Source organism: Streptomyces diastatochromogenes, from assembly GCF_002242805.1.
In the GTDB taxonomy this organism is placed as follows: domain Bacteria; phylum Actinomycetota; class Actinomycetes; order Streptomycetales; family Streptomycetaceae; genus Streptomyces; species Streptomyces diastatochromogenes.
In genome coordinates this window covers 48,860-66,297 of record NZ_MCGQ01000004.1, presented here as the reverse complement: position 1 = coordinate 66,297, position 17,438 = coordinate 48,860, and the positions used below count along the sequence as shown (strand labels likewise).

The window sequence follows — 17,438 nt, the reverse complement described above, 5'->3', positions numbered from 1 at the left end:
GATGAGCCTCGCCCTGCCCCTCGGCCGTCTGCGCGGTGCGTCCCCGGTGCTGCCGGTGGTGGCCGTGGTCGCCCTGCTCGCGCTGCCCCTCTCCCCCGGCGGCGAGGGCGGCGCGGGCCCGGCCGACGCGCTGTCCGCGCTGGTCGTCGCCTACTGCGTCGTACGGCTCCTGCGCGAGCGGCGGCGCCCGCTGTCCCGTACCGCCGCGGTGGTCCTCGGCCTGCCGGTGCCCGGTCTCGCGCTCGCCGCGATGGGCGCGGTGTCGCCGGGCGCCGGGATCACGGGCCTCGGCCGTTACCTCCAGATCTTCGTCCTCGTCCCCGCCGCCGTCCTCCTGCTGATCCGCGACCGGCGTGACTTCCGGCTGCTGGCCTGGGCGTTCGTGGGGCTCGCGGGGTGGCAGGGGGCGATCGGCGTCCAGCAGTACGCCACCGGGACCGGCGCCTCCTACCAGGGCGAGGACATCCGCGCGGTCGGCACCTTCGGGGCGCAGGACGTGATGGGCATGGCGACCGTGGTGTCCTTCGGGCTGGTGTGCGCGGTGGGACTGGCGCTCGGCCGGACCCGGGTGCGCGAGCGGTGGGCCGCGGCCGCCTGCGCGCTCGCCCTCCTGCTGCCCCTGGCGCTGTCCTTCAGCCGGGGCGCCTGGATCGCCACCGCCGTGACACTCACCGTCCAGCTGGTGCTGGCCGGGCTGCGCCGGGCGCTGAGGGTCGGGGCGGCCGTGGTGGCCGCGGGCGTGGTCCTGGTGGGCGGTCTCGGGGTGGGTACGGCGATGCTGCAGGAGCGGATCGACAGCATCACGCAGGTCACCGACGCGCCCGACCAGTCGGTCACCGACCGGTACACCATGTGGGCCGCGGCCACCGACATGTGGCGGCAGCACCCGCTGACCGGCGTCGGGTTGAAGGGCTTCCCCGAGTACCGCGACGGCCACGCCTCGCTCGCGCTGTCCTCGGGCAGCGACACGGAGGGCGCGGGCGCCGCCTACCGCAGGCAGCCGCTCCTGTCCCCGCACAACATGTATCTGCTGGTGCTCAGCGAGCAGGGCCTGATCGGGCTGCTCTGCCTGGCGGGCGGCTGGCTGGCCCTGCTGGTGTGCGCGCTGCGGGGTCTGTGGCGGGCCCACCGTTCGGGCCGGGGCGCGGAGTGCGCGCTGGCCGCCTGCGGGCTGCTGGTCTGGCAGCTCGTCGACTTCGCCTACGCCGACATCGGTGGCCCGTCGACCGTACTGACCGCGGTGTGCTTCGGGCTGGTGGCGTGGTGGGCGCTGGTGGGCGGGGAGGCGGTGGCCTGCGGCGAGGCCGCCGCGCTCGCGGACACGCGGGGAACGGTCGTCGGGGAGGCGGCCCTCCGATGACCACGCAGGCCACCACCCCCCGGGAGGACACCGCCCCCGAACACGCCCCGGCCACCCGCGGGTTCCTCGCCAAGGCCACCCTCGTCACCGCCTCTCTCTCGGTCGCGGGGGCGCTGCTCGGGCTGGTGCGGGACCAGTCGCTGGCGCGGCTGTTCGGGGCCGGGCAGGACACCGACGCCTTCCTGGTCGCCTGGACCGTGCCGGAGTTCGCGGCCACGCTGCTCATCGAGGACGGGCTGGCGTTCGCGCTGATCCCGGCGTTCAGCGGGGCCCTGGCCCGGCGTGCCCAGGGTGCCCCCGGCGACCCCGTCCGTGCGCTGGTGGCCGGCACGCTGCCCCGGCTGGCGCTGGCCTTCGCCGCGGTGGGCGCGCTGCTCGCGGCGGCCGCCCCGCAGCTGGTCGAGGCCCTCGCGCCCGGCCTGCACGACCCCGCGCTCGCCGTGGACTGCACCCGGCTCACCGCGACCTGTGTGTTCAGCTTCGGGCTCGCCGGGTACTGCAGCGCGGCCCTGCGGGCCCACCGCCGCTTCCTGGCCCCGGCTGCGATCTATGTCGCCTACAACGTCGGCATCGTCACCGCGATGTTCGCCCTCGGCGGCCGCTGGGGGGTGCGCTCGGCCGCGCTCGGGGTCGCGGCGGGCGGCTGCCTGATGGTGGCCATCCAACTTCCGTCTTTGGTACGGCAGTTGCGCAGCGGTCGTACGGCCGGGTCGGTGGCCGCGGACGTCGTCGGCGCGCGGCCCCTGGACATCGCGCTGATGGCCACCGTGCTGCTGTTCGCGCTGTGCCGGCAGTCGCAGGTGCTCATCGAGCGGTTCCTCGCCTCGAACCTGCCCGCCGGGGCCATCTCGCACCTGAACTACGCGCAGAAGGTCGCGCAGATCCCCATGACGCTGTCGATGATGCTGTGCACGGTCACCTTCCCGCTGGTGGCGCGGGCGCTCGCCGACGGCGACATCGAGCGGGCCCGCACCCGGGTGGAGCGCGATCTGGCGGTGGCCTGCTGCCTGGTGCTGCTCGGCACCGCGGCCGTGGTCGCCTGCGCCCCGCAGCTCGTCCAGCTCCTCTTCCAGCGGGGCGCGTTCACCGCTGAGGACACCGCGGCGACCGCGAGCGTGATGCGGGTGTACGCGCTCGGGCTGCTCGGCCAGACGCTGACGGGGGTGCTGGTCCGCTCCTACTTCTCCGCGGGCCGTGCCACCTGGTACCCGGTCGCCGCCATGGCCGCCGGCATCGCCGTGACCTCGTGGCTCGGCGCCTGGACGGTCGGCTCCTGGGGCGTCACCGGGATCGCCGCGGCCAACGCCATCGGCATCACGGTCACCGCCGGCCTGCTGCTGTCCGGCATGGGCCCGCGCAGCGTGCCGATCCGGACCGGGCGGGTGCTGCGCGAGCTGGGCAGGCCGCTGCCGGCCGCCGTGGTGGCCGCGGTGGCGGGGGCTCTGGTCGCGAGCCGGTCCGCCGCCCCGGTGGCCGGTCTGCTCGCCGGGGGCGCCACCGTCACGGTGGTGTTCGTCCTGCTCGGCCGGGTCCTGGGCGCCCAGGGCTGCGCGCCCGCACTCCGTTTCGTCCGCACCCTCGCCCGAAGGCTCGCCCATGCCGTCCTCCGTTGAGTCCCCGCTCCGCGCCGGGGCCACCAGACCCGGCCCCGTCCCGTGGATCGCCATGTACCACTCGGTCGGCGACTGCTCCGACGACCCGTACCGCGTCACGGTCACGCCCGGCCGGCTGGACCGGCAGCTGCGCTGGCTGCGCGGCCATGGCCTCAGGGGCGTGTCGGTGGCCGAACTGCTCGCCGCCCGCGCCCGGGGCGAGGGACGCGGCCTGGTGGGGCTCACCTTCGACGACGGGTACGCGGACTTCCTCGACAACGCCCTGCCCGCGCTGGCCCGTTGGGAGTGCACGGCCACCCTGTTCGTGCTGCCCGGCCGGCTCGGCGGCGACAACGCGTGGGACCCGCTGGGCCCGCGCAAGCCGCTGCTCACCGCCCACGGCATCCGGCACGCCGCCCGGGCGGGCGTGGAGATCGGCTCGCACGGCCTCACCCACGTCGACCTCACCCGCGCCGACGACACCGCCCTCAGGGCCGAGACCGCCGAGAGCCGCACACGGCTGGAGGAGGTGACCGGCATCCCGGTCACCGGCTTCTGCTACCCGTACGGCACGGTCGACCAACGGGCCGTCGACGCCGTACGCGAGGCCGGTTACGGCTATGCCTGCGCCATCGACCCCGGCGCGCTGAGCGGCCCGTACACCCTGCCCCGGGTGCACATCGGGCAGCACGACACCGCCGTACGCCTGTTCCTGAAGCACCGGCTGCACCGGCTGCGCCGCCGTCCCGTCGAGGGGCTGCGGTGAGGGCGCTGCACATCATCACCGGGCTCGGGGTCGGCGGCGCCGAGCAGCAACTGCGGCTGCTGCTGCGGCACCTGCCGGTGGAGTGCGACGTGGTGACGCTGACCAACCCCGGGCCGGTCGCCGAGGGGCTGGCCGCGGACGGCGTCCGGGTGGTCCACCTCGGCATGACCGGCAACCGCGACCTCGGCGCGCTGCCCCGCCTGGCCCGGTTCATCCGGGACGGCCGCTACGACCTGGTGCACACCCACCTCTACCGGGCCTGTCTGTACGGCCGGATCGCCGCCCGGCTCGCCGGGGTCCGCGCGGTCGTCGCCACCGAACACTCCCTCGGCGACTCGCAGATGGAGGGCCGGCCGCTCTCGGCGGGCGTGCGCGCGCTGTACCTGGCCGGTGAGCGGCTGGGCCGGTCCACGGTCGCCGTCTCCCCCACGGTCGCCGAGCGGCTCACCCGCTGGGGCGTGCCCGGGCCGCGCATCGAGGTCGTGCCCAACGGCATCGACCTGGAGCGGTTCCGCTTCGACCCCGTACGACGCGAGCGCACCCGCGCCCGGCTCGGGCTGCCCGAGGACGCGTTCGTCATCGGCGGCATCGGCCGGCTCCACCCCGGCAAACGCTTCGACGTGCTGATCCGGGCCCTCGTCGAACTTCCCGGCGACTGCAGGCTGGTGCTGGTCGGCGGGGGCGGCGAGGAGAGCGCCCTGCGCCGGGCCGCCGGGGAGGCCCGGGTCGCCGACCGGGTGCTGTTCGCCGGCGAGCGGCCGTACGACTGCGACGGCTCCCGGGGCCCGGACCTGCCCGCGCTGGCCTCGGCGATGGACGTGCTCGCCTCGCCGTCCCCGGAGGAGGCCTTCGGACTGGCCGTCGTCGAGGCGCTGGCGGCCGGGCTGCCCGTGCGCTACGCCTGCTGCCCGGCCATCGACGACCTGCCGCCCGAAGCCGCCCCGAACGCCCTGCGCGTCCAGGGCGGCGCGGCTGCCTACGCCCGCGCGCTCGCCGGGGTCCGCGCGGCCGGCCCCGGCCCGCGCACCGCCCCCGAGGCGGCCCGCCACTACTGCATCAGCCGCAGCGCCGCCCGGCTCATGGACGTCTACACGGCGGCGCTAGGCCCTGTCGTCACGATCCCCCAGCCCCGATCCTCCGAGGGAGTCACCTCGCCATGACCGAGAACCCCACCCGGTACCCCCGCCCGGACCGCTTCTCCCGCGCCCGCAGGCTGCCGCCCTGGTCGCTGGTGGCGGCCGGCGTCCTCGCGGGCGGGCTGCTGGGCGGTGCGTACGGCGTGCTGAAGGCGCCGACGTACACGGCCACCAGCTATGTCATCGCCGTACCCACCGAGCACTCCGACACCGCCTCCGCGCTCGGCTTCGCCCAGGCCTACGGCCGGGTCGCCACCCAGCTCGCGGTGCTCGGCGACGCGCAGGTGGCGGCCGGGGTGCCCGTGGACACCCTGCGCGACAGCGTGCGCACCGCCACCTCGCCGGACGCCCCGATGGTTGCCGTCTCCGCCACCTCCGCCCGCCCGGCCCAGGCCGCCGACATGGCCAACGCGGTCGCCCGGGCCCTCACCCGGCACGCCAACGACACCAAGACCGCCACGCACGTCGAACTCCTGCAGTTCTCCCGCGCGTTGCGGCCGACCGCGCCGACCTCCATGTCGGCCGGGGTGACCGCTCTGGTGGGGGCGAGCGCGGGTGGGCTGCTCGGCGGGCTGGTGCTGCTGGTACGGCCGAAGCGCCGGCCGGAGCAGGAGCCGGTGCGGTCGGCCTCGGTGCCCGGACCCTCGGTCGCCGCCGACGCGCGCGGCCAGCTGTGACGGCGACCTACACGGCGCCCCCGACGTACACCGCCGGGCTCGTCACCGACGGGGACGCCTTCGCCGAACTGGCCCCGGCCTGGGGGCGGCTGTACGGACGGTGCGCCGCCGCGACCCCGTTCCAGAGCCACGCCTGGCTGCACTCGTGGTGGCGGTCGTACGGCGACCGGGGGCGGCTCAGGCTGCTGCTGGTGCGTTCCGGCGGCGAACTGGTCGCCGCCGCGCCGATGATGCTGGTCCGCCGCCCGCTGCCCGCGCTGGTGCCGCTGGGCGGAGCGATCTCCGACTACGGGGACGTGCTGCTGGACGACGCCGACGACGGGCGCGCGGCCGACGCCCTCACCGAGGCCCTGTCGGAGGCGGCGCGCACGGCGCTGATCGACTTCCGCGAGGTGCGGCCGGGCGGCACGGTGGAGCGCGTCTACGACCGCTGGCGCGGGCCGCGCCGCACGGTCGGCGACTCGATGTGCCTGGAGCTGCCCGCCGTACCCATGGACGAGCTGGTCGCCCGGCTGCCGTCGAACAAGGCCCAGCGGGTGCGCGCCAAGCTGCGCAAGCTGACGGCGCTCGGCGTGGAGCGGCGGGCGGCCGGCCCCGAGGCCGTGGACGCGGCGCTGCACCGGCTGCTGGAGCTGCACCGGCTGCAGTGGCAGGGGCGGAAGGTGACGACCGAGCATCTGCATCCCCGGTTCCGGGAGCATCTGGTCCGCGCGGTGGGGCCGATGGTCCGCTCCGGCGACGCCGTCGTGACCGAGTTCCGGATCGGCGCCGAGGTGGTGGCGGTCGACCTGACGTTGCTGTCCCGGAGTCTGGCCGGCGGCTATCTGTACGGCGCCCATCCGAGCCTGAGGGAACGCAGGGCGGACGTGGCCGTGATGCTGCTGGATGCCTGCGCCGAAAACGCGGCGAGCGCCGCGAACGCCGGTGCGGGCGGGCCCGGCACGCTGAGCCTGCTGCGCGGCGACGAGCCGTACAAACACCACTGGCGTCCCGAACCGGTCGTCAACCAGCGGCTTCTGCTGGCCCGGCGGCGCACCGCCCCGCTGCTGTCGGCCGCGCTGTGCGAGGCGGCCGCCCGGCGGCGGGGCAAGGAGGTGCTGCACCGGTGGAGGAGACGCGATCAGGGTCAGCGGCCGTACAGGGCGGACCGGTAGGCCTCGGACGACTGGGGGTTGGCCGAGCACTGCCACACGCCGTGCGGGCAGTAGTCGGTCAGCGTGTTGTACAGCGGCCGGTGCTCGTCCATCCAGTCGAGCATGCGCCGCATGTACTCGGGGTCGTCGCCGTTGCGGAAGAGTCCCCATTCCGGATACGAGACGGGCTTGCCGTGGGATTTCGCGAAATCCACCTGCTGCTGAAGACCGTAGGGCTCTTTCACCTGTTCGTCGAAGGACATTCCGGCCGGCTGGTCGTAGGAGTCCGTCCCGATGATGTCGACCGTGGCGTCCCCGGGATAGCACGCGGTCCACGGAACGGCGTCCCGACCGCGGCTCGGGCTGAAGTCGAACCGGAATCTCTGGCCCGGCACCGCCCGCATCGCCGTGACGATCCTGTTCCAGTACGCCTTCCAGGCCCCCGGGTCCGGTCCGCAGCGATGGGTGTAGGTGATGCCGTTCATCTCCCAGCCGAGCACGATGACCGTGTCCGGCACCTTCAGCGCCACCAGCCGCTCGGCCAGGGCGCGGAAGTGCCGGTCGAACTGCCCGGCCGCGCCCTGCCGCAGCAGCGAGCGCACCTGGTCGTCGGGCACGTGCTCCTCGTTGCGCTCCTGCATGGGCACGTTGAGGACGAAGGTCCGGTCCGCCTTCTGACGCCGCCAGTGCGCCCAGGCGTCCAGGAAGCCGGGCGGCCCCTCGATGTCCTGCCAGCGGCCGCCGGGCAGATAGGTGTGCGCGACCTTCAGCTCGGTGCCGCCGAGCCAGTGGCTCAACTCGGCGATGCGGGCCACCCCGACCGTCCCGGAGTCGAGGAAGGCACCGAAGGGCGGGGGCTCCTTCGCGGGCTCGGGCGCGGCCGCGAGGGCGGCCGACGCGGTGACGGCCGCCGCGAGCACGGTCAGCCCCCGGGACCGGGCCCTTCGCCGCTGTGGAGCCATGCCTGCTCCTCTCCTCTCCGCTTCTGCTGCTTTGTCTCCGCTGGGCCGCGTTTTCGCCGCACAGTTCCTGTTATTGACACCCAGTCATATCGAAATGCATTCCGCCAGTGCGGCTACGGCTTTCAGGTGGCCCGAACCCCCGCACGGGCGAACGAGACGAAAGGAATACGCCCGTGTCGCTGCTCGACGAACGGGTCCCCGCGGTGCTGCTGCGGATCGACCGGAATCCCTTTCACCACGGCACCCTGGGCGCCGTACGTTCGCTGGGCCGGGCGGGCGTGGAGGTGCATCTCGTCGCCGACTGCGCGGGAAGCCCCGTGCGCAGGTCGCGTTACGTGTGCCGGATCCATCCCCCGCCGGCGCCCGGTGCGTCCGCCGGCGAGATCGCGGCCGCGCTGCGCCGGGTGGCGGCCCGGGTCGCACGGCCCGCGGTGCTGATCGCACTGGACGACGCGAGCGCCGTCGCGGCCGCCCGGCTGCGTGCGGAGCTGGCGCCCGCCTACCTGCTGCCGCAGCAGCCGGGTGCGCTGCCCGGCCGGGTGGCCGACAAGGCGGAGCTGGCCGGGGTGTGCGCGGCGGCCGCCGTCCCGCATCCGGTGACGCTGGTCCCGGACAGTGCCGAGGACGCGGCCGCGGCCGCCTGGCGGCTGGGGCTGCCGGTGGTGGCCAAGTGGAGCCGGCCCTGGCTGGTCCCGGACGGCAGCGGGCTGCGCTCCACGGTCGTGGTGAACTCCGCGAGACAGGCCCGGGAACTGTATCTGCGCTCCGCCGAGGCGGGCAGCAGCCTGCTGCTGCAGACCTTCCTGCCGCCGGGCCCGGACCGCGACTGGTTCTTCCACGGGTACGCCGACCGCTCGGGCGCCGTGCGCGCCGGCGGGCCGGGCCGCAAGCAGCTGGCCTGGCCGCGCGGGGCGGGCCTGACCGCGGTCGGCCGGTGGACACCCAACCCACAGGTGCAGGCGCTGGCCGAGCGGCTCACCGGCGAGCTGGGCTACCGGGGCATCTTCGACCTGGACTTCCGTCGCTGCGGCAGCACCGGCCGCTACCACCTGCTCGACTTCAACCCGCGCCCCGGCGCCCAGTTCCGGCTGTTCGCCGACAGCGCGGGCCTGGACGTCGTACGCGCCCTTCACCTGGACCTCACCCACCGTCCGCTGCCGGACGGGGTGCCGCTGCCCGGGCGGGAGTTCGTGGTGGAGAACTACGCGCCGCTCAACGCGCTGCGCCCGGCGTCCGGGGAGCGGGAGCTGGCCTGGCACGCGGCGGACGACCGGGCGCCGGGCCGGGCGCTGTGGGCGCTGTGGGGCCGGCACGCGGCGGGCCGGCTCACCGGGCGCCTGCGGCAGCGGCCGGTCCGCCGGGACCTCACCGACGACTTGTCCGAGGACTTCTCCGACGACATCTCCGACGACTTCTCCGACGACGAGAAAGCGAGCAGTTGCTGATGTACGACCTGCTGGTGGTGGGTGCGGGCCCGTACGGTCTGTCGATCGCGTCGCACGCCGGGGCGGCCGGGCTGAACGTGCGTGTCCTCGGGCGGCCCATGGCGTCCTGGCGCGACCACATGCCCCGCGGGATGTTCCTGAAGTCGGAGCCGTGGGCGTCCAACCTCTCGGATCCCGAGGGTCGTTGGCGGCTCGACGTGTTCTGCGCCTTCCGGGGCATGACGGCCCGTCACGCCGAGCCGATCCCGCTGGACGTGTTCGCCGAGTACGGCCTGTGGTTCGCGCGCAACGCCGTGCCCGTGCTGGATGAGCGGACGGTGGCCCGCCTGGCGCCCCTCGACGGCGGCTTCGAGGCGGTCACCGAGGACGGCGAGACGCTCGCCGCGCGGACCGTCGTGCTGGCCGTGGGCGTGCTGCCGTTCACCGCGATCCCGGCGGCGCTGCGTGGCCTCCCGCCGGAGCTGGTCTCCCACAGCAGCCACCATGCCGGCCTCGACCGCTTCCGCGACGAGGACGTCACCGTGATCGGCGGCGGACAGGCGGCCCTGGAGACGGCCGCGCTGCTCGCCGAACAGGGCACCCGGGTACGGGTCCTGGCCCGCGCGGACCGGCTGTGCTGGAACGACATGCCGCCGCCCTGGGAGCGCCCCTGGTGGCGTACCGCCCGCGCCCCGCACAGCGGCCTCGGCCCCGGCTGGCGGAACTGGTTCTACGCCGAGCGGCCCGGCCTGTACCGCCGGCTGCCGGAGCGGACCCGGACCCGGATCGCGGCCGACGCGCTCGGCCCGGCCGGTGCCTGGTGGGTGCGCGAGCGGGTGGAGAGCCGGGTGGAGGTGCTGCTCGGCCAGGAGGTGGCGGCGGCGCGTGCGGTGCCGGGCGGGCTGCGCCTGGAGACGGTGGCCCGGCGGGGCGGGACACGGACACTGGAGACCGGGCACGTCATCGCGGCGACCGGGTTCCGGGTCGGCCTCGACCGGCTGCGGCCGCTCTCCTCCGAACTGCGCGCGCTGCTGGCGATGACCGCCGACGGTGCCCCGGAGGTGGGGCCGGACTTCGAGTCGTCGTACCCCGGCCTGTTCCTGGCCGGTCTGGTCACGGCCTCGGGCTTCGGCCCGGCGATGCGCTTCGTGCACGGCGCGACCTTCACGGCGGGCACGCTGGTGCGCGGGGTACGGCGCCGGCTGCGCTCGGGGCCGGCGGGCTGGCGGATCCCGGCCGGACGGCGTGGCGAGGTGCCGGAGGCGGTGTGGCGCTGAAGGATGCGGTACGGCGCCACTGCGGACGGCGCCTGCGTGTGGCACGGGACGCGGGGTGCCGGGCACTGGGGTCCGGCACCCCGCGCGCTACCGACCGGAGGCCGCGCGGCCGCGCCGGTACAGGACCGTCCCGGCCGCGATCAGCGCGGCACTGGCGGCCGAGGTCGCCAGCATGGCCCGCGCGTCACCACCGGTGTGCGGAAGGCTGGGCGGCTGCCCCCCGTGGTGGCCGCCGCCGTAGGGCGGGGGCGTGTGGTCACCGCCGCCATAAGGGGGCGGAGTGGTGTGGTCACCGCCGCCGTACGGAGGCGGAGTGGTGTGACCGCCACCGCCGTACGGGGGCGGGGTCGTGTGACCGCCACCGCCGTACGGAGGCGGAGTCGTGTGACCACCGCCGCCATAGGGAGGCGGAGTCGTGTGGTCTCCACCGCCATAGGGAGGCGGAGTCGTGTGGTCTCCACCGCCATAGGGAGGCGGAGTCGTGTGGTCACCGCCGCCGTACGGGGGCGGGGTCTTGTGGTCCTCGCCGCCATACGGAGGCGGGGTCGTGGGACCGCCACCGCCATACGGAGGCGGAGTCGTGTGACCGCCACCGCCGTACGGAGGCGGGGTCGTGTGACCACTGCCGTGCGGAGACGGGGTCTTGTGGTCCTCGCTGCCATGGGGAGACGGAGTCTTGTGGTCCTCGCTGCCGTACGGGGGCGGGGTCTTGTGGTCCTCGCCGCCATAGGGAGGCGGGGTGGTGTGGCTGCCGCTGCCGTACGGGGACGGAGTCGTGTGGCCACCGCCGCTGCGAGTAGACGGGGTCTGGTCGCCGTAGCCCGAGTCGTGGCCGGCGTCGCGGTTCGAGCCCCCGTGCCGGTCACCGCCGTCTTTCTTCGAACTGTGCGTGGTGGCACAGGAGTTGCCGAAGGCCGGGTTCAGCGCGGCGGCCGCGTCCACAGAGTTGCCGCAGACGTTGACCGGGACTTCCACCGGGGCTTGGACGGTGTTGCCGGACAGCACGCCGGGCGAACCCTGGGCGACGCCGTGCGCGCCCGTGTCGGCGAGCGCATGACTGCCGTACAAGGACAGCATGCCTGTCGCCGCGGCGGCCACGACCATGCCCTTGCTGAGGGTCTGTCGCAATCTCGTTGTCTTCCTGCTCGAAGAAGTGGGAAGGCCGGCCTCGGGACGAAGAATCCAAGGATCGACGGTCCGAGGCCGGCCAGGACACAGCCGGTGGGCTGGTGCGTTGCGTAGCGTGCGTCAGTCGTTGACGCAGGGGTCGCCGAACGCCGGGTTCAGCAGACCGATGACGTCCACCGTGTTGCCGCAGACGTTGACCGGCACGTGGACCGGGACCTGGATCACGTTGCCGGAGATGACACCAGCGGACTGGGTCGCCCCACCGGTGGCCCCGGAGTCGGCGAAGGCGGGGGCCGCCCCGCCCAGGGCCAGGACGGCGCCGGCGACGACAGCAGCGCTCTTCTTCATGAACTTTCCCTTCTCAGCGGTCATGCCCCTTTGACGGCCGAAACCGAGCGAGCACAGCTTGAACGGCTCGCACCATGACCGGCAGGTTGTAAAACGAGGGATAGACGGTCGAAGAAACTGCGGAACGCGCGTCGCCCTGGAATTCACTCGAACGCCATCAGGGAATTGACAGGTTGGCGTATACGAGGAGAAACGCTTCTTCGAAAAAGGCGACGAGAGACGGCGAAGGCCGCCCGGGCAGCAGTGCGGAAATCCGCACGCCACCCGGGCGGCCTTCGGACCGGCCGGGCCGGCGGTCAGCCGTTGGTGGACAGGACCTTGAGGTCGTCCAGCACGTGCGACACCGGCTCGTCGCCCTTGGCCTGGGTGGAGTTCTCGGCGCACTCCTGGTACTGCGGCGCGGACAGCACCGGGATGTCCTGCACGCCGACGTTGACGGCGGCGAGGATGGACTGGGCGTTGACCTTCGCCGGAAGGCCCACGCAGAGCTTGTTGAGCGAGCTCTGGACCAGCGTGGCCTGCGGGCTCATGTCGCCCACGGTCGTGCTGTTGCCGAACGACTCGCTGGCGCCGTCGCCACTGAACGACGTGGTGCCGTTGTCGTTGTCGATGGCAAGCGCCTGCGGGGCCATCGCCGCCGACACACCGACGAGGGACGCGGCGACCGCCGCCACGGCCATTGCCTTCTTCAGCATCTTGCTTTCCTTTCCTGACTGCTCGCCAAGACGCACGTTCTGCCCCGCATCAACCGCGGCCGGATCGATTGGTTGCGGGTCATCACCCGTTCGGCTCGTTCGGCCCCGGGGAATCGGTGGAATTCCCCTGTCCGTCTCCCCGGGCATACGCCACAGCCCCGTTTAGGCCATCGGAGTGAAGCAGAGCAACCCATCGCCTGATGGGCAGTTGACCAGGAAGCTCCGGTGGTCGGGGTTTCTCCAGAAGGGAATTGCAAGTGATCAAGAAGGTTCTGGCCTCCGCCGCGGTCGCCGCTTCCATCGTCGGTTTCTCCGCCGCCGCCGCGTCCCCGGCCATGGCTGTCGACAACGACAACGGCACCACGTCGTTCAGTGGCAACGACGCCGTTCAGTCGTTCGGCAACTCCAGCACGAGCGGGGACCTGAGCCCCCAGCTGGCGCTCATCCAGGGCTCGTTCAACAAGCCCTGCATCGGCCTGCCGGCGAAGCTCAACGCCCAGTCCATCCTGGCGCTGGTCAACGTCGGCGTGCAGGACATCCCGATCCTGTCCGCGCCGCAGAACCAGCAGTGCACCGAGAACTCGACCCAGGCCAAGGGCGACGAGCCGCTCTCGCACATCCTGGACGACATCTCCGCCCTGTCCAGCAACGGCTGATCCGGAGATCTCCCGGCCCTGCACGGGCCCTCCCCGACGGGCCGCCGACTTCCCGGCGGCCCGTCGGCGTGTTCGGCCGCCCCTTGAAGGTAAAGGGGGGTATCTATGGACTTATCGGACTGCATTAGCCCAATCGGGGCAAAGCCCGCAACTGCGGCGTGGTCCGGGCCGTTGACGATCACGCAGCTCCTCCCCGGAGTCCGCCTTTCGAAAGGGAACCAACATGAAGAAGCTGTGGGCGACCGCGGCTGTCGCCGCCTCCATCGCCGGTCTCGCTGGTGCGGCCGCCCCCCAGGCTCTCGCCGTCGACAACGACAACGGCACCACGTCGTTCAGCGGTAACAACGCCTCGTCGTCGTTCGGCAACTCGGGCACGCTCGGCGACCAGAGCCCGCAGCTGTCGCTGGTCGAGGGCTCGCTGAACAAGGCCTGTGTCGGCCTGCCCGCGAAGGTCAACGTCCAGTCGGTGGCCGCGCTCATCGCGAACGTCGGCGTCCAGGACATCCCGGTCCTGTCCGCGCCGCAGAACCAGCAGTGCGCCGAGAACTCGACCCAGGCCAAGGGCGACGAGCCGCTCTCGCACATCCTGGACGACATCTCCGCCCTGTCCAGCAACGGCTGAGCAAGGTCCTCCGCGCGGCGGGTCACCGGTTCCCCCGGTGGCCCGCCGCCGTCGTGTGCCGCAGTACTACTTCCGGTACAGCGCCTCGATCTGTTCGGCGTAGGCCGCCGTCACAGCGTGCCGCTTCATCTTCAGGGACGGCGTCAGCAGCCCGTTCTCCTCGGTGAACTCACCCTCGACGAGTGCGAAGGCGCGGATCGACTCGGCGCGCGAGACGGCCTCGTTGGCGTAGTCGACCGCCTTCTGCACCTCGGCCCGCAGCCGCTCGTCCCGGACCAGCTCGGACAGCGGGGTGTCCGCGGGCAGCTTGCGGACCGCCAGCCAGTGGGCGACCGCCTCGGGGTCGAGGGTGATCAGGGCCGCCACGAAGGGCCGGTTGTCCCCGACGACCACGCACTGGCCGACCGGCGAGCGGCTGCGCAGCCGGTCCTCCAGGACCGCCGGGGAGACGTTCTTGCCGCCGGAGGTGATGATGATGTCCTTCTTGCGGCCGGTGATGGTGAGGTAGCCGTCCTCGTCCAGGGAGCCGAGGTCGCCGCTTGCGAACCAGTCGTCGGCGAGGACGGCGCCGGTGGCCGCCGGGTTGTTCCAGTACGACCCGAAGACCACCCCGCCCTTGATCAGCACCTCCCCGTCGTCGGCGATGCGTACCGACACGCCGGGGATCGGCAGGCCGACCGTGCCCGGGCGAGGGCCGAGCGGGGGCACGATGGTGGCGGCCGCGCTGGTCTCGGTCAGGCCGTAGCCCTCGTAGACGACGATCCCGGCCGCGTGGAAGAACAGGTTGAGGTTGCGGTCCAGCGGGGAGCCGCCGCTCATGGCGTACCGCAGACGGCCGCCCAGCTCCTTGCGGATGCGCCGGTAGACCAGCAGGTCGTACAGGGCCCAGGCGGCGTACAGGCCGGGCCCCGGGCCCTTGCCGGTGCCGAGGAACTTCCTCAGGTAGGCCTCGCCGAAGCGCACGGCGACCCGTTCGGCGCGGTCGAAGGAGGCGCCGCGGCCGATCTTCTCGGCGGTGGCGCGGCCGGTGTCGTGGATCTTCTCGAAGAGGTACGGCACCCCGACCAGGACGGTGGGCCGGAACTCCTTGAGCGCGGGCCGGAGTTCGTCGGGCTTGACGCTCGGGAAGTGGCCGATCTCGATACGGCCCATCAGACAGGCGAGTTGCAGGGTGCGGCCGAGGATGTGGGCGAGCGGCAGGAACAGCAGGATGGAGGCCGTCTGTCCGGTGACGGCCTGGAAGACCGGGTGCAGCAGCTCGACGGTGTTGGCGGCCTCGGCGTGCAGGTTGGCGTGGGTGAGGACGCAGCCCTTCGGCTGTCCGGTGGTGCCGGAGGTGTAGCAGAGGGTGGCGATGGTGTCGGGGGTCACGGCGGCGCGTCGCTTGGCGACCTCGTCGTCGGCCAGGTCGCGGCCGAGGGCGGTGAGATGGGCGAGGGCATCTGCGTCCAGTTCCCAGAGGTGCGGTGGCTGGGGGTGGTGCGCGGTGCCGGTGGTGACCGTGGCGGTGTTCTCGGCGGTCTCGGTGACGACGTACCGGGCGCCGGAGTCGCGGACGATCCACTCCACCTGCTCGGCGGAGGAGGTCGGGTAGACGGGCACGGACTGGCCACCGGCCGCCCAGATGGCGAAGTCCAGGACGGTCCACTCGTAGCGGGTGCGGGACATCACGGCGACCCGGCCGCCCGGTTCGAGTCCGGCGGCGATCAGCCCCTTGGCGACGGCGGTGGCCTCGGCGGCGAAGGCGGCCGCCGTGACCGGGCGCCAGGCGCCTTCGGTACGGCGGCGCAGCAGCACCGCGTCCGGGGTCTCGGCCGCGTGCGTGAACGGGAGGTCGGCCAGGGAGCCGTCGGTGAGCGGCGGTGCCAGGGGCGCCGCTCGCACCTCGCGCACGGCGCCCGTCGCGTCCCTGACGATCTCCACCGAGCCACGGGCCGCCAGGTCGGTGCGCTGCCGTGCCCGCTTCAGATCCCTGCGTACGCCCATCACGGCTCCCGGTGGCGGCTCGAACGTACCTGCCGGGACGTCAACTTACTCCGAAGTAAGGGAGGGTCAATGGGACGTGCGGTGACTCAGTCCCCGGTGTCCGTGTGGCTCGCCTCCCGGATCGCGTCGGCGAGGTCCTGTACGTCCTGGTCCTCGGTGACGTCGGCCAGCATGGCGGCGCGGTCGGCGAGGCGGGTGAGGCTCGGGGCGCCGGGGAGGGCGGGGCCGTGGTCGGTGCCGGCGCGCAGGGCGTCGGCGAAGTAGGCGGCCACCGCCGTGACCTGGAAGCGGGGGCTCGCCTCCCAGACGGAGTCCTTGAGGGCGCCGGTCTCCACGGCGCCGGACTCCTCGTGCGGGGCCCGGGTGGTGGGGTCGAGCCAGCGGACGGTGGCGGTGGCGAGGTGGCCGTCGGCGCCCGGCCTGGTGCGCACCGCGTACAGGGCGGTGACGGTGTGGCCGGGGCCGACCTCGCCGCCGTCCACGTGGTCGTTGCGGAAGTCGTCGTCGGCGACCTTGCGGTCGTCGTAGCCGACGAGGCGGAACTCGGCGACGGTGTGGGGGTCGAAGGCGACCTGCGCCTTGGCGTCGCGGGCGGTCAGCTCGATGTTCTGCGGGAGTTGCTCGCAGAAGACCTTGCGGGCGCCGTCGGTGTCGGAGACGTAGGCGGTGTGGCCGTCGCCCTTGTCGGCGAGGCGTTCCATGAGGGCGTCGCCGTAGTTGCTGCCGACGCCTACGCCGAAGAGGGTGATGCCGTGCTCGCGGCGGGCGGAGTCGATGCGGCGCAGGATCGCGTCGGGGCTGGTCTCGCCCTCGTTGGCGAGGGCGTCGGAGACGAGGACGACCCGGTTGGTGGCGCCCTTGCGCAGGCCCTCGACGGCGGTGGCGTAGCCGGTCTCGACGCCCGCGCCGAGGTTGGTGGAGGACTGGGCCTCCAGGCCGTCGACGGCGTCGTGGATCTCGCCGCGGTGGCCGCCGAGGCGGGTCATCGGCAGGACGGTCTCGGCGTGTTCGCTGAAGGTGACGACGGCCACCGAGTCGTCGTCGCGCAGCCGGTCCGTCATGGTGTTCAGGGACTGCTTGGCGAGGTCGAGGCGGCCGGGTTCGTCCATGGAGCCGGAGACGTCGATGACGAAGGTGAGCGCGGCCGGTGGGCGCTTCTCGGTGGGTTCGGCGGTCCGGGTGGCGAGGCCGACGCGGACCAGGGACCAGTTCGGCTTCGCGGTGCGGGCGCCGTCGACGGTGACCGAGAAGCCGTTGCCGTCGGGGCGGCGGTAGTCCTGGCGGAAGCTGTTGACGAACTCCTCGGGGCGGACGGTCTGCGGGTCGGGGGTGCGGCCGTCGGCGAGGGTGCGGCGGGCGTAGGTGTAGGAGGCGGTGTCGACGTCGAGGGCGAAGGTGGAGAGGTCGCCGTCGGACGGGGGCGACTCGAAGCCCCGCTCGTCCCGGCCTGGGGCGGGGGCGGGCAGGCCGCGTTTGTCGGAGCTGTTGGTGTGGTTCTCGGTGCCGCCCGCCCCGCAGGCCGTCAGCAGCAGGCTTCCGGCCGCCGTGAGGGCGAGCAGTGTGCCGCGTATCCGTCGTGATCGCTGTGTCCGGTTCCGCTCCATCTCGCGTTCCCCCTGCGTCGGTTGACGTCGGCTTGTGCGACCTCTGCCGACTGTGACGGCGCAGGGGGCCGG

General features: G+C 73.4%; 16 protein-coding genes. 10 read left to right on the top strand and 6 right to left on the bottom strand.

What is annotated here, in order from left to right; translation table 11 throughout:
* The first annotated feature begins 1 nt into the window (after position 1).
* Genes BEK98_RS01755 through BEK98_RS01730 form a run of 6 tightly spaced genes read left to right on the top strand, consistent with a single transcriptional unit; the run spans position 2 to position 6,685 of the window.
* A complete protein-coding gene (locus tag BEK98_RS01755) occupies positions 2-1,360 on the top strand; it encodes an O-antigen ligase family protein (RefSeq protein WP_094214536.1) in 1,359 nt (452 codons plus the stop codon).
* Entirely contained in the window at positions 1,357-2,973 is a 1,617-nt protein-coding gene (gene murJ, locus BEK98_RS01750) for a murein biosynthesis integral membrane protein MurJ (RefSeq protein ID WP_094214535.1), read from the top strand. The genes BEK98_RS01755 and murJ overlap by 4 nt, the downstream gene beginning before the upstream one ends.
* A complete protein-coding gene (locus BEK98_RS01745; protein ID WP_208642979.1) occupies positions 2,957-3,718 on the top strand; it encodes a polysaccharide deacetylase family protein in 762 nt (253 codons plus the stop codon). The genes murJ and BEK98_RS01745 overlap by 17 nt, the downstream gene beginning before the upstream one ends.
* On the top strand, positions 3,715-4,878 hold the full coding sequence (locus tag BEK98_RS01740; RefSeq protein WP_094214533.1) for a glycosyltransferase: 1,164 nt from the start codon (positions 3,715-3,717) through the stop codon (positions 4,876-4,878). The genes BEK98_RS01745 and BEK98_RS01740 overlap by 4 nt, the downstream gene beginning before the upstream one ends.
* Positions 4,875-5,531: a YveK family protein gene (locus BEK98_RS01735; protein WP_094214532.1), complete on the top strand. Its 657-nt coding sequence runs from the start codon at positions 4,875-4,877 to the stop codon at positions 5,529-5,531. The genes BEK98_RS01740 and BEK98_RS01735 overlap by 4 nt, the downstream gene beginning before the upstream one ends.
* Complete coding sequence (locus BEK98_RS01730) at positions 5,528-6,685, top strand: GNAT family N-acetyltransferase (protein WP_094214531.1); 1,158 nt, start codon at positions 5,528-5,530, stop codon at positions 6,683-6,685. Before BEK98_RS01735 ends, BEK98_RS01730 begins: the two co-directional genes overlap by 4 nt.
* Here BEK98_RS01730 and BEK98_RS01725 read toward each other — a convergent pair.
* Positions 6,658-7,626, bottom strand: a complete 969-nt coding sequence (locus BEK98_RS01725; RefSeq protein WP_107428244.1) for a glycoside hydrolase family 26 protein — start codon at positions 7,624-7,626, stop codon at positions 6,658-6,660. The two genes, BEK98_RS01730 and BEK98_RS01725, sit on opposite strands and share 28 nt — an antisense overlap.
* A 173-nt stretch (positions 7,627-7,799) precedes the next feature.
* On the opposite strand from BEK98_RS01725, the gene BEK98_RS01720 reads away from it, so the two are divergent.
* Positions 7,800-9,071, top strand: coding sequence for a carboxylate--amine ligase (locus BEK98_RS01720; protein WP_094214530.1), 1,272 nt, complete (start codon positions 7,800-7,802; stop codon positions 9,069-9,071).
* The gene (locus tag BEK98_RS01715; protein ID WP_094214529.1) at positions 9,071-10,327 is read left to right on the top strand and encodes an FAD-dependent oxidoreductase; all 1,257 of its coding nucleotides are present in this window, start codon (positions 9,071-9,073) and stop codon (positions 10,325-10,327) included. The genes BEK98_RS01720 and BEK98_RS01715 overlap by 1 nt, the downstream gene beginning before the upstream one ends.
* Positions 10,328-10,414: 87 nt before the next feature.
* Here BEK98_RS01715 and BEK98_RS51575 read toward each other — a convergent pair whose 3' ends face one another.
* The 3 genes from BEK98_RS51575 to BEK98_RS01700 all read right to left on the bottom strand — a co-directional run bounded on the left by BEK98_RS51575 (position 10,415) and on the right by BEK98_RS01700 (position 12,498).
* Positions 10,415-11,455, bottom strand: a complete 1,041-nt coding sequence (locus BEK98_RS51575; RefSeq protein ID WP_094214528.1) for a chaplin — start codon at positions 11,453-11,455, stop codon at positions 10,415-10,417.
* 120 nt (positions 11,456-11,575) lie between these two features.
* On the bottom strand, positions 11,576-11,827 hold the full coding sequence (locus BEK98_RS01705; protein ID WP_244201706.1) for a chaplin: 252 nt from the start codon (positions 11,825-11,827) through the stop codon (positions 11,576-11,578).
* A gap of 272 nt (positions 11,828-12,099) precedes the next feature.
* Entirely contained in the window at positions 12,100-12,498 is a 399-nt protein-coding gene (locus BEK98_RS01700; RefSeq protein WP_094214526.1) for a rodlin, read from the bottom strand.
* A 257-nt stretch (positions 12,499-12,755) separates the two neighbouring features.
* On the opposite strand from BEK98_RS01700, the gene BEK98_RS01695 reads away from it, so the two are divergent.
* Entirely contained in the window at positions 12,756-13,154 is a 399-nt protein-coding gene (locus BEK98_RS01695; protein WP_094214525.1) for a rodlin, read from the top strand.
* A 223-nt stretch (positions 13,155-13,377) separates the two neighbouring features.
* On the top strand, positions 13,378-13,776 hold the full coding sequence (locus tag BEK98_RS01690) for a rodlin (protein WP_094214524.1): 399 nt from the start codon (positions 13,378-13,380) through the stop codon (positions 13,774-13,776).
* A 66-nt stretch (positions 13,777-13,842) separates the two neighbouring features.
* Here BEK98_RS01690 and BEK98_RS01685 read toward each other — a convergent pair whose 3' ends face one another.
* The gene (locus BEK98_RS01685) at positions 13,843-15,762 is read right to left on the bottom strand and encodes an AMP-dependent synthetase/ligase (RefSeq protein ID WP_094214523.1); all 1,920 of its coding nucleotides are present in this window, start codon (positions 15,760-15,762) and stop codon (positions 13,843-13,845) included.
* Between the two features lie 86 nt (positions 15,763-15,848).
* Positions 15,849-17,366 carry a vWA domain-containing protein gene (locus BEK98_RS01680; RefSeq protein ID WP_094214522.1) on the bottom strand — a complete coding sequence of 506 codons (1,518 nt, stop codon included), beginning with the start codon at positions 17,364-17,366 and terminating at the stop codon, positions 15,849-15,851.
* Positions 17,367-17,438 lie beyond the last annotated feature (72 nt).

Excerpts from the sequence above, each read along its gene's own strand:
- BEK98_RS01700 (WP_094214526.1), bottom strand. The coding sequence starts at position 12,498 with ATGCTGAAGAAGGCAATGGCCGTGGCGGCGGTCGCCGCGTCCCTCGTC.
- BEK98_RS01735 (WP_094214532.1), top strand. The coding sequence starts at position 4,875 with ATGACCGAGAACCCCACCCGGTACCCCCGCCCGGACCGCTTCTCCCGC.
- BEK98_RS01745 (WP_208642979.1), top strand. The coding sequence starts at position 2,957 with ATGCCGTCCTCCGTTGAGTCCCCGCTCCGCGCCGGGGCCACCAGACCC.
- BEK98_RS01690 (WP_094214524.1), top strand. The coding sequence starts at position 13,378 with ATGAAGAAGCTGTGGGCGACCGCGGCTGTCGCCGCCTCCATCGCCGGT.
- murJ (WP_094214535.1), top strand. The coding sequence starts at position 1,357 with ATGACCACGCAGGCCACCACCCCCCGGGAGGACACCGCCCCCGAACAC.
- BEK98_RS01680 (WP_094214522.1), bottom strand. The coding sequence starts at position 17,366 with ATGGAGCGGAACCGGACACAGCGATCACGACGGATACGCGGCACACTG.
- BEK98_RS01715 (WP_094214529.1), top strand. The coding sequence starts at position 9,071 with ATGTACGACCTGCTGGTGGTGGGTGCGGGCCCGTACGGTCTGTCGATC.
- BEK98_RS01685 (WP_094214523.1), bottom strand. The coding sequence starts at position 15,762 with ATGGGCGTACGCAGGGATCTGAAGCGGGCACGGCAGCGCACCGACCTG.
- BEK98_RS01755 (WP_094214536.1), top strand. The coding sequence starts at position 2 with ATGAGCCTCGCCCTGCCCCTCGGCCGTCTGCGCGGTGCGTCCCCGGTG.
- BEK98_RS01725 (WP_107428244.1), bottom strand. The coding sequence starts at position 7,626 with ATGGCTCCACAGCGGCGAAGGGCCCGGTCCCGGGGGCTGACCGTGCTC.
- BEK98_RS01705 (WP_244201706.1), bottom strand. The coding sequence starts at position 11,827 with ATGACCGCTGAGAAGGGAAAGTTCATGAAGAAGAGCGCTGCTGTCGTC.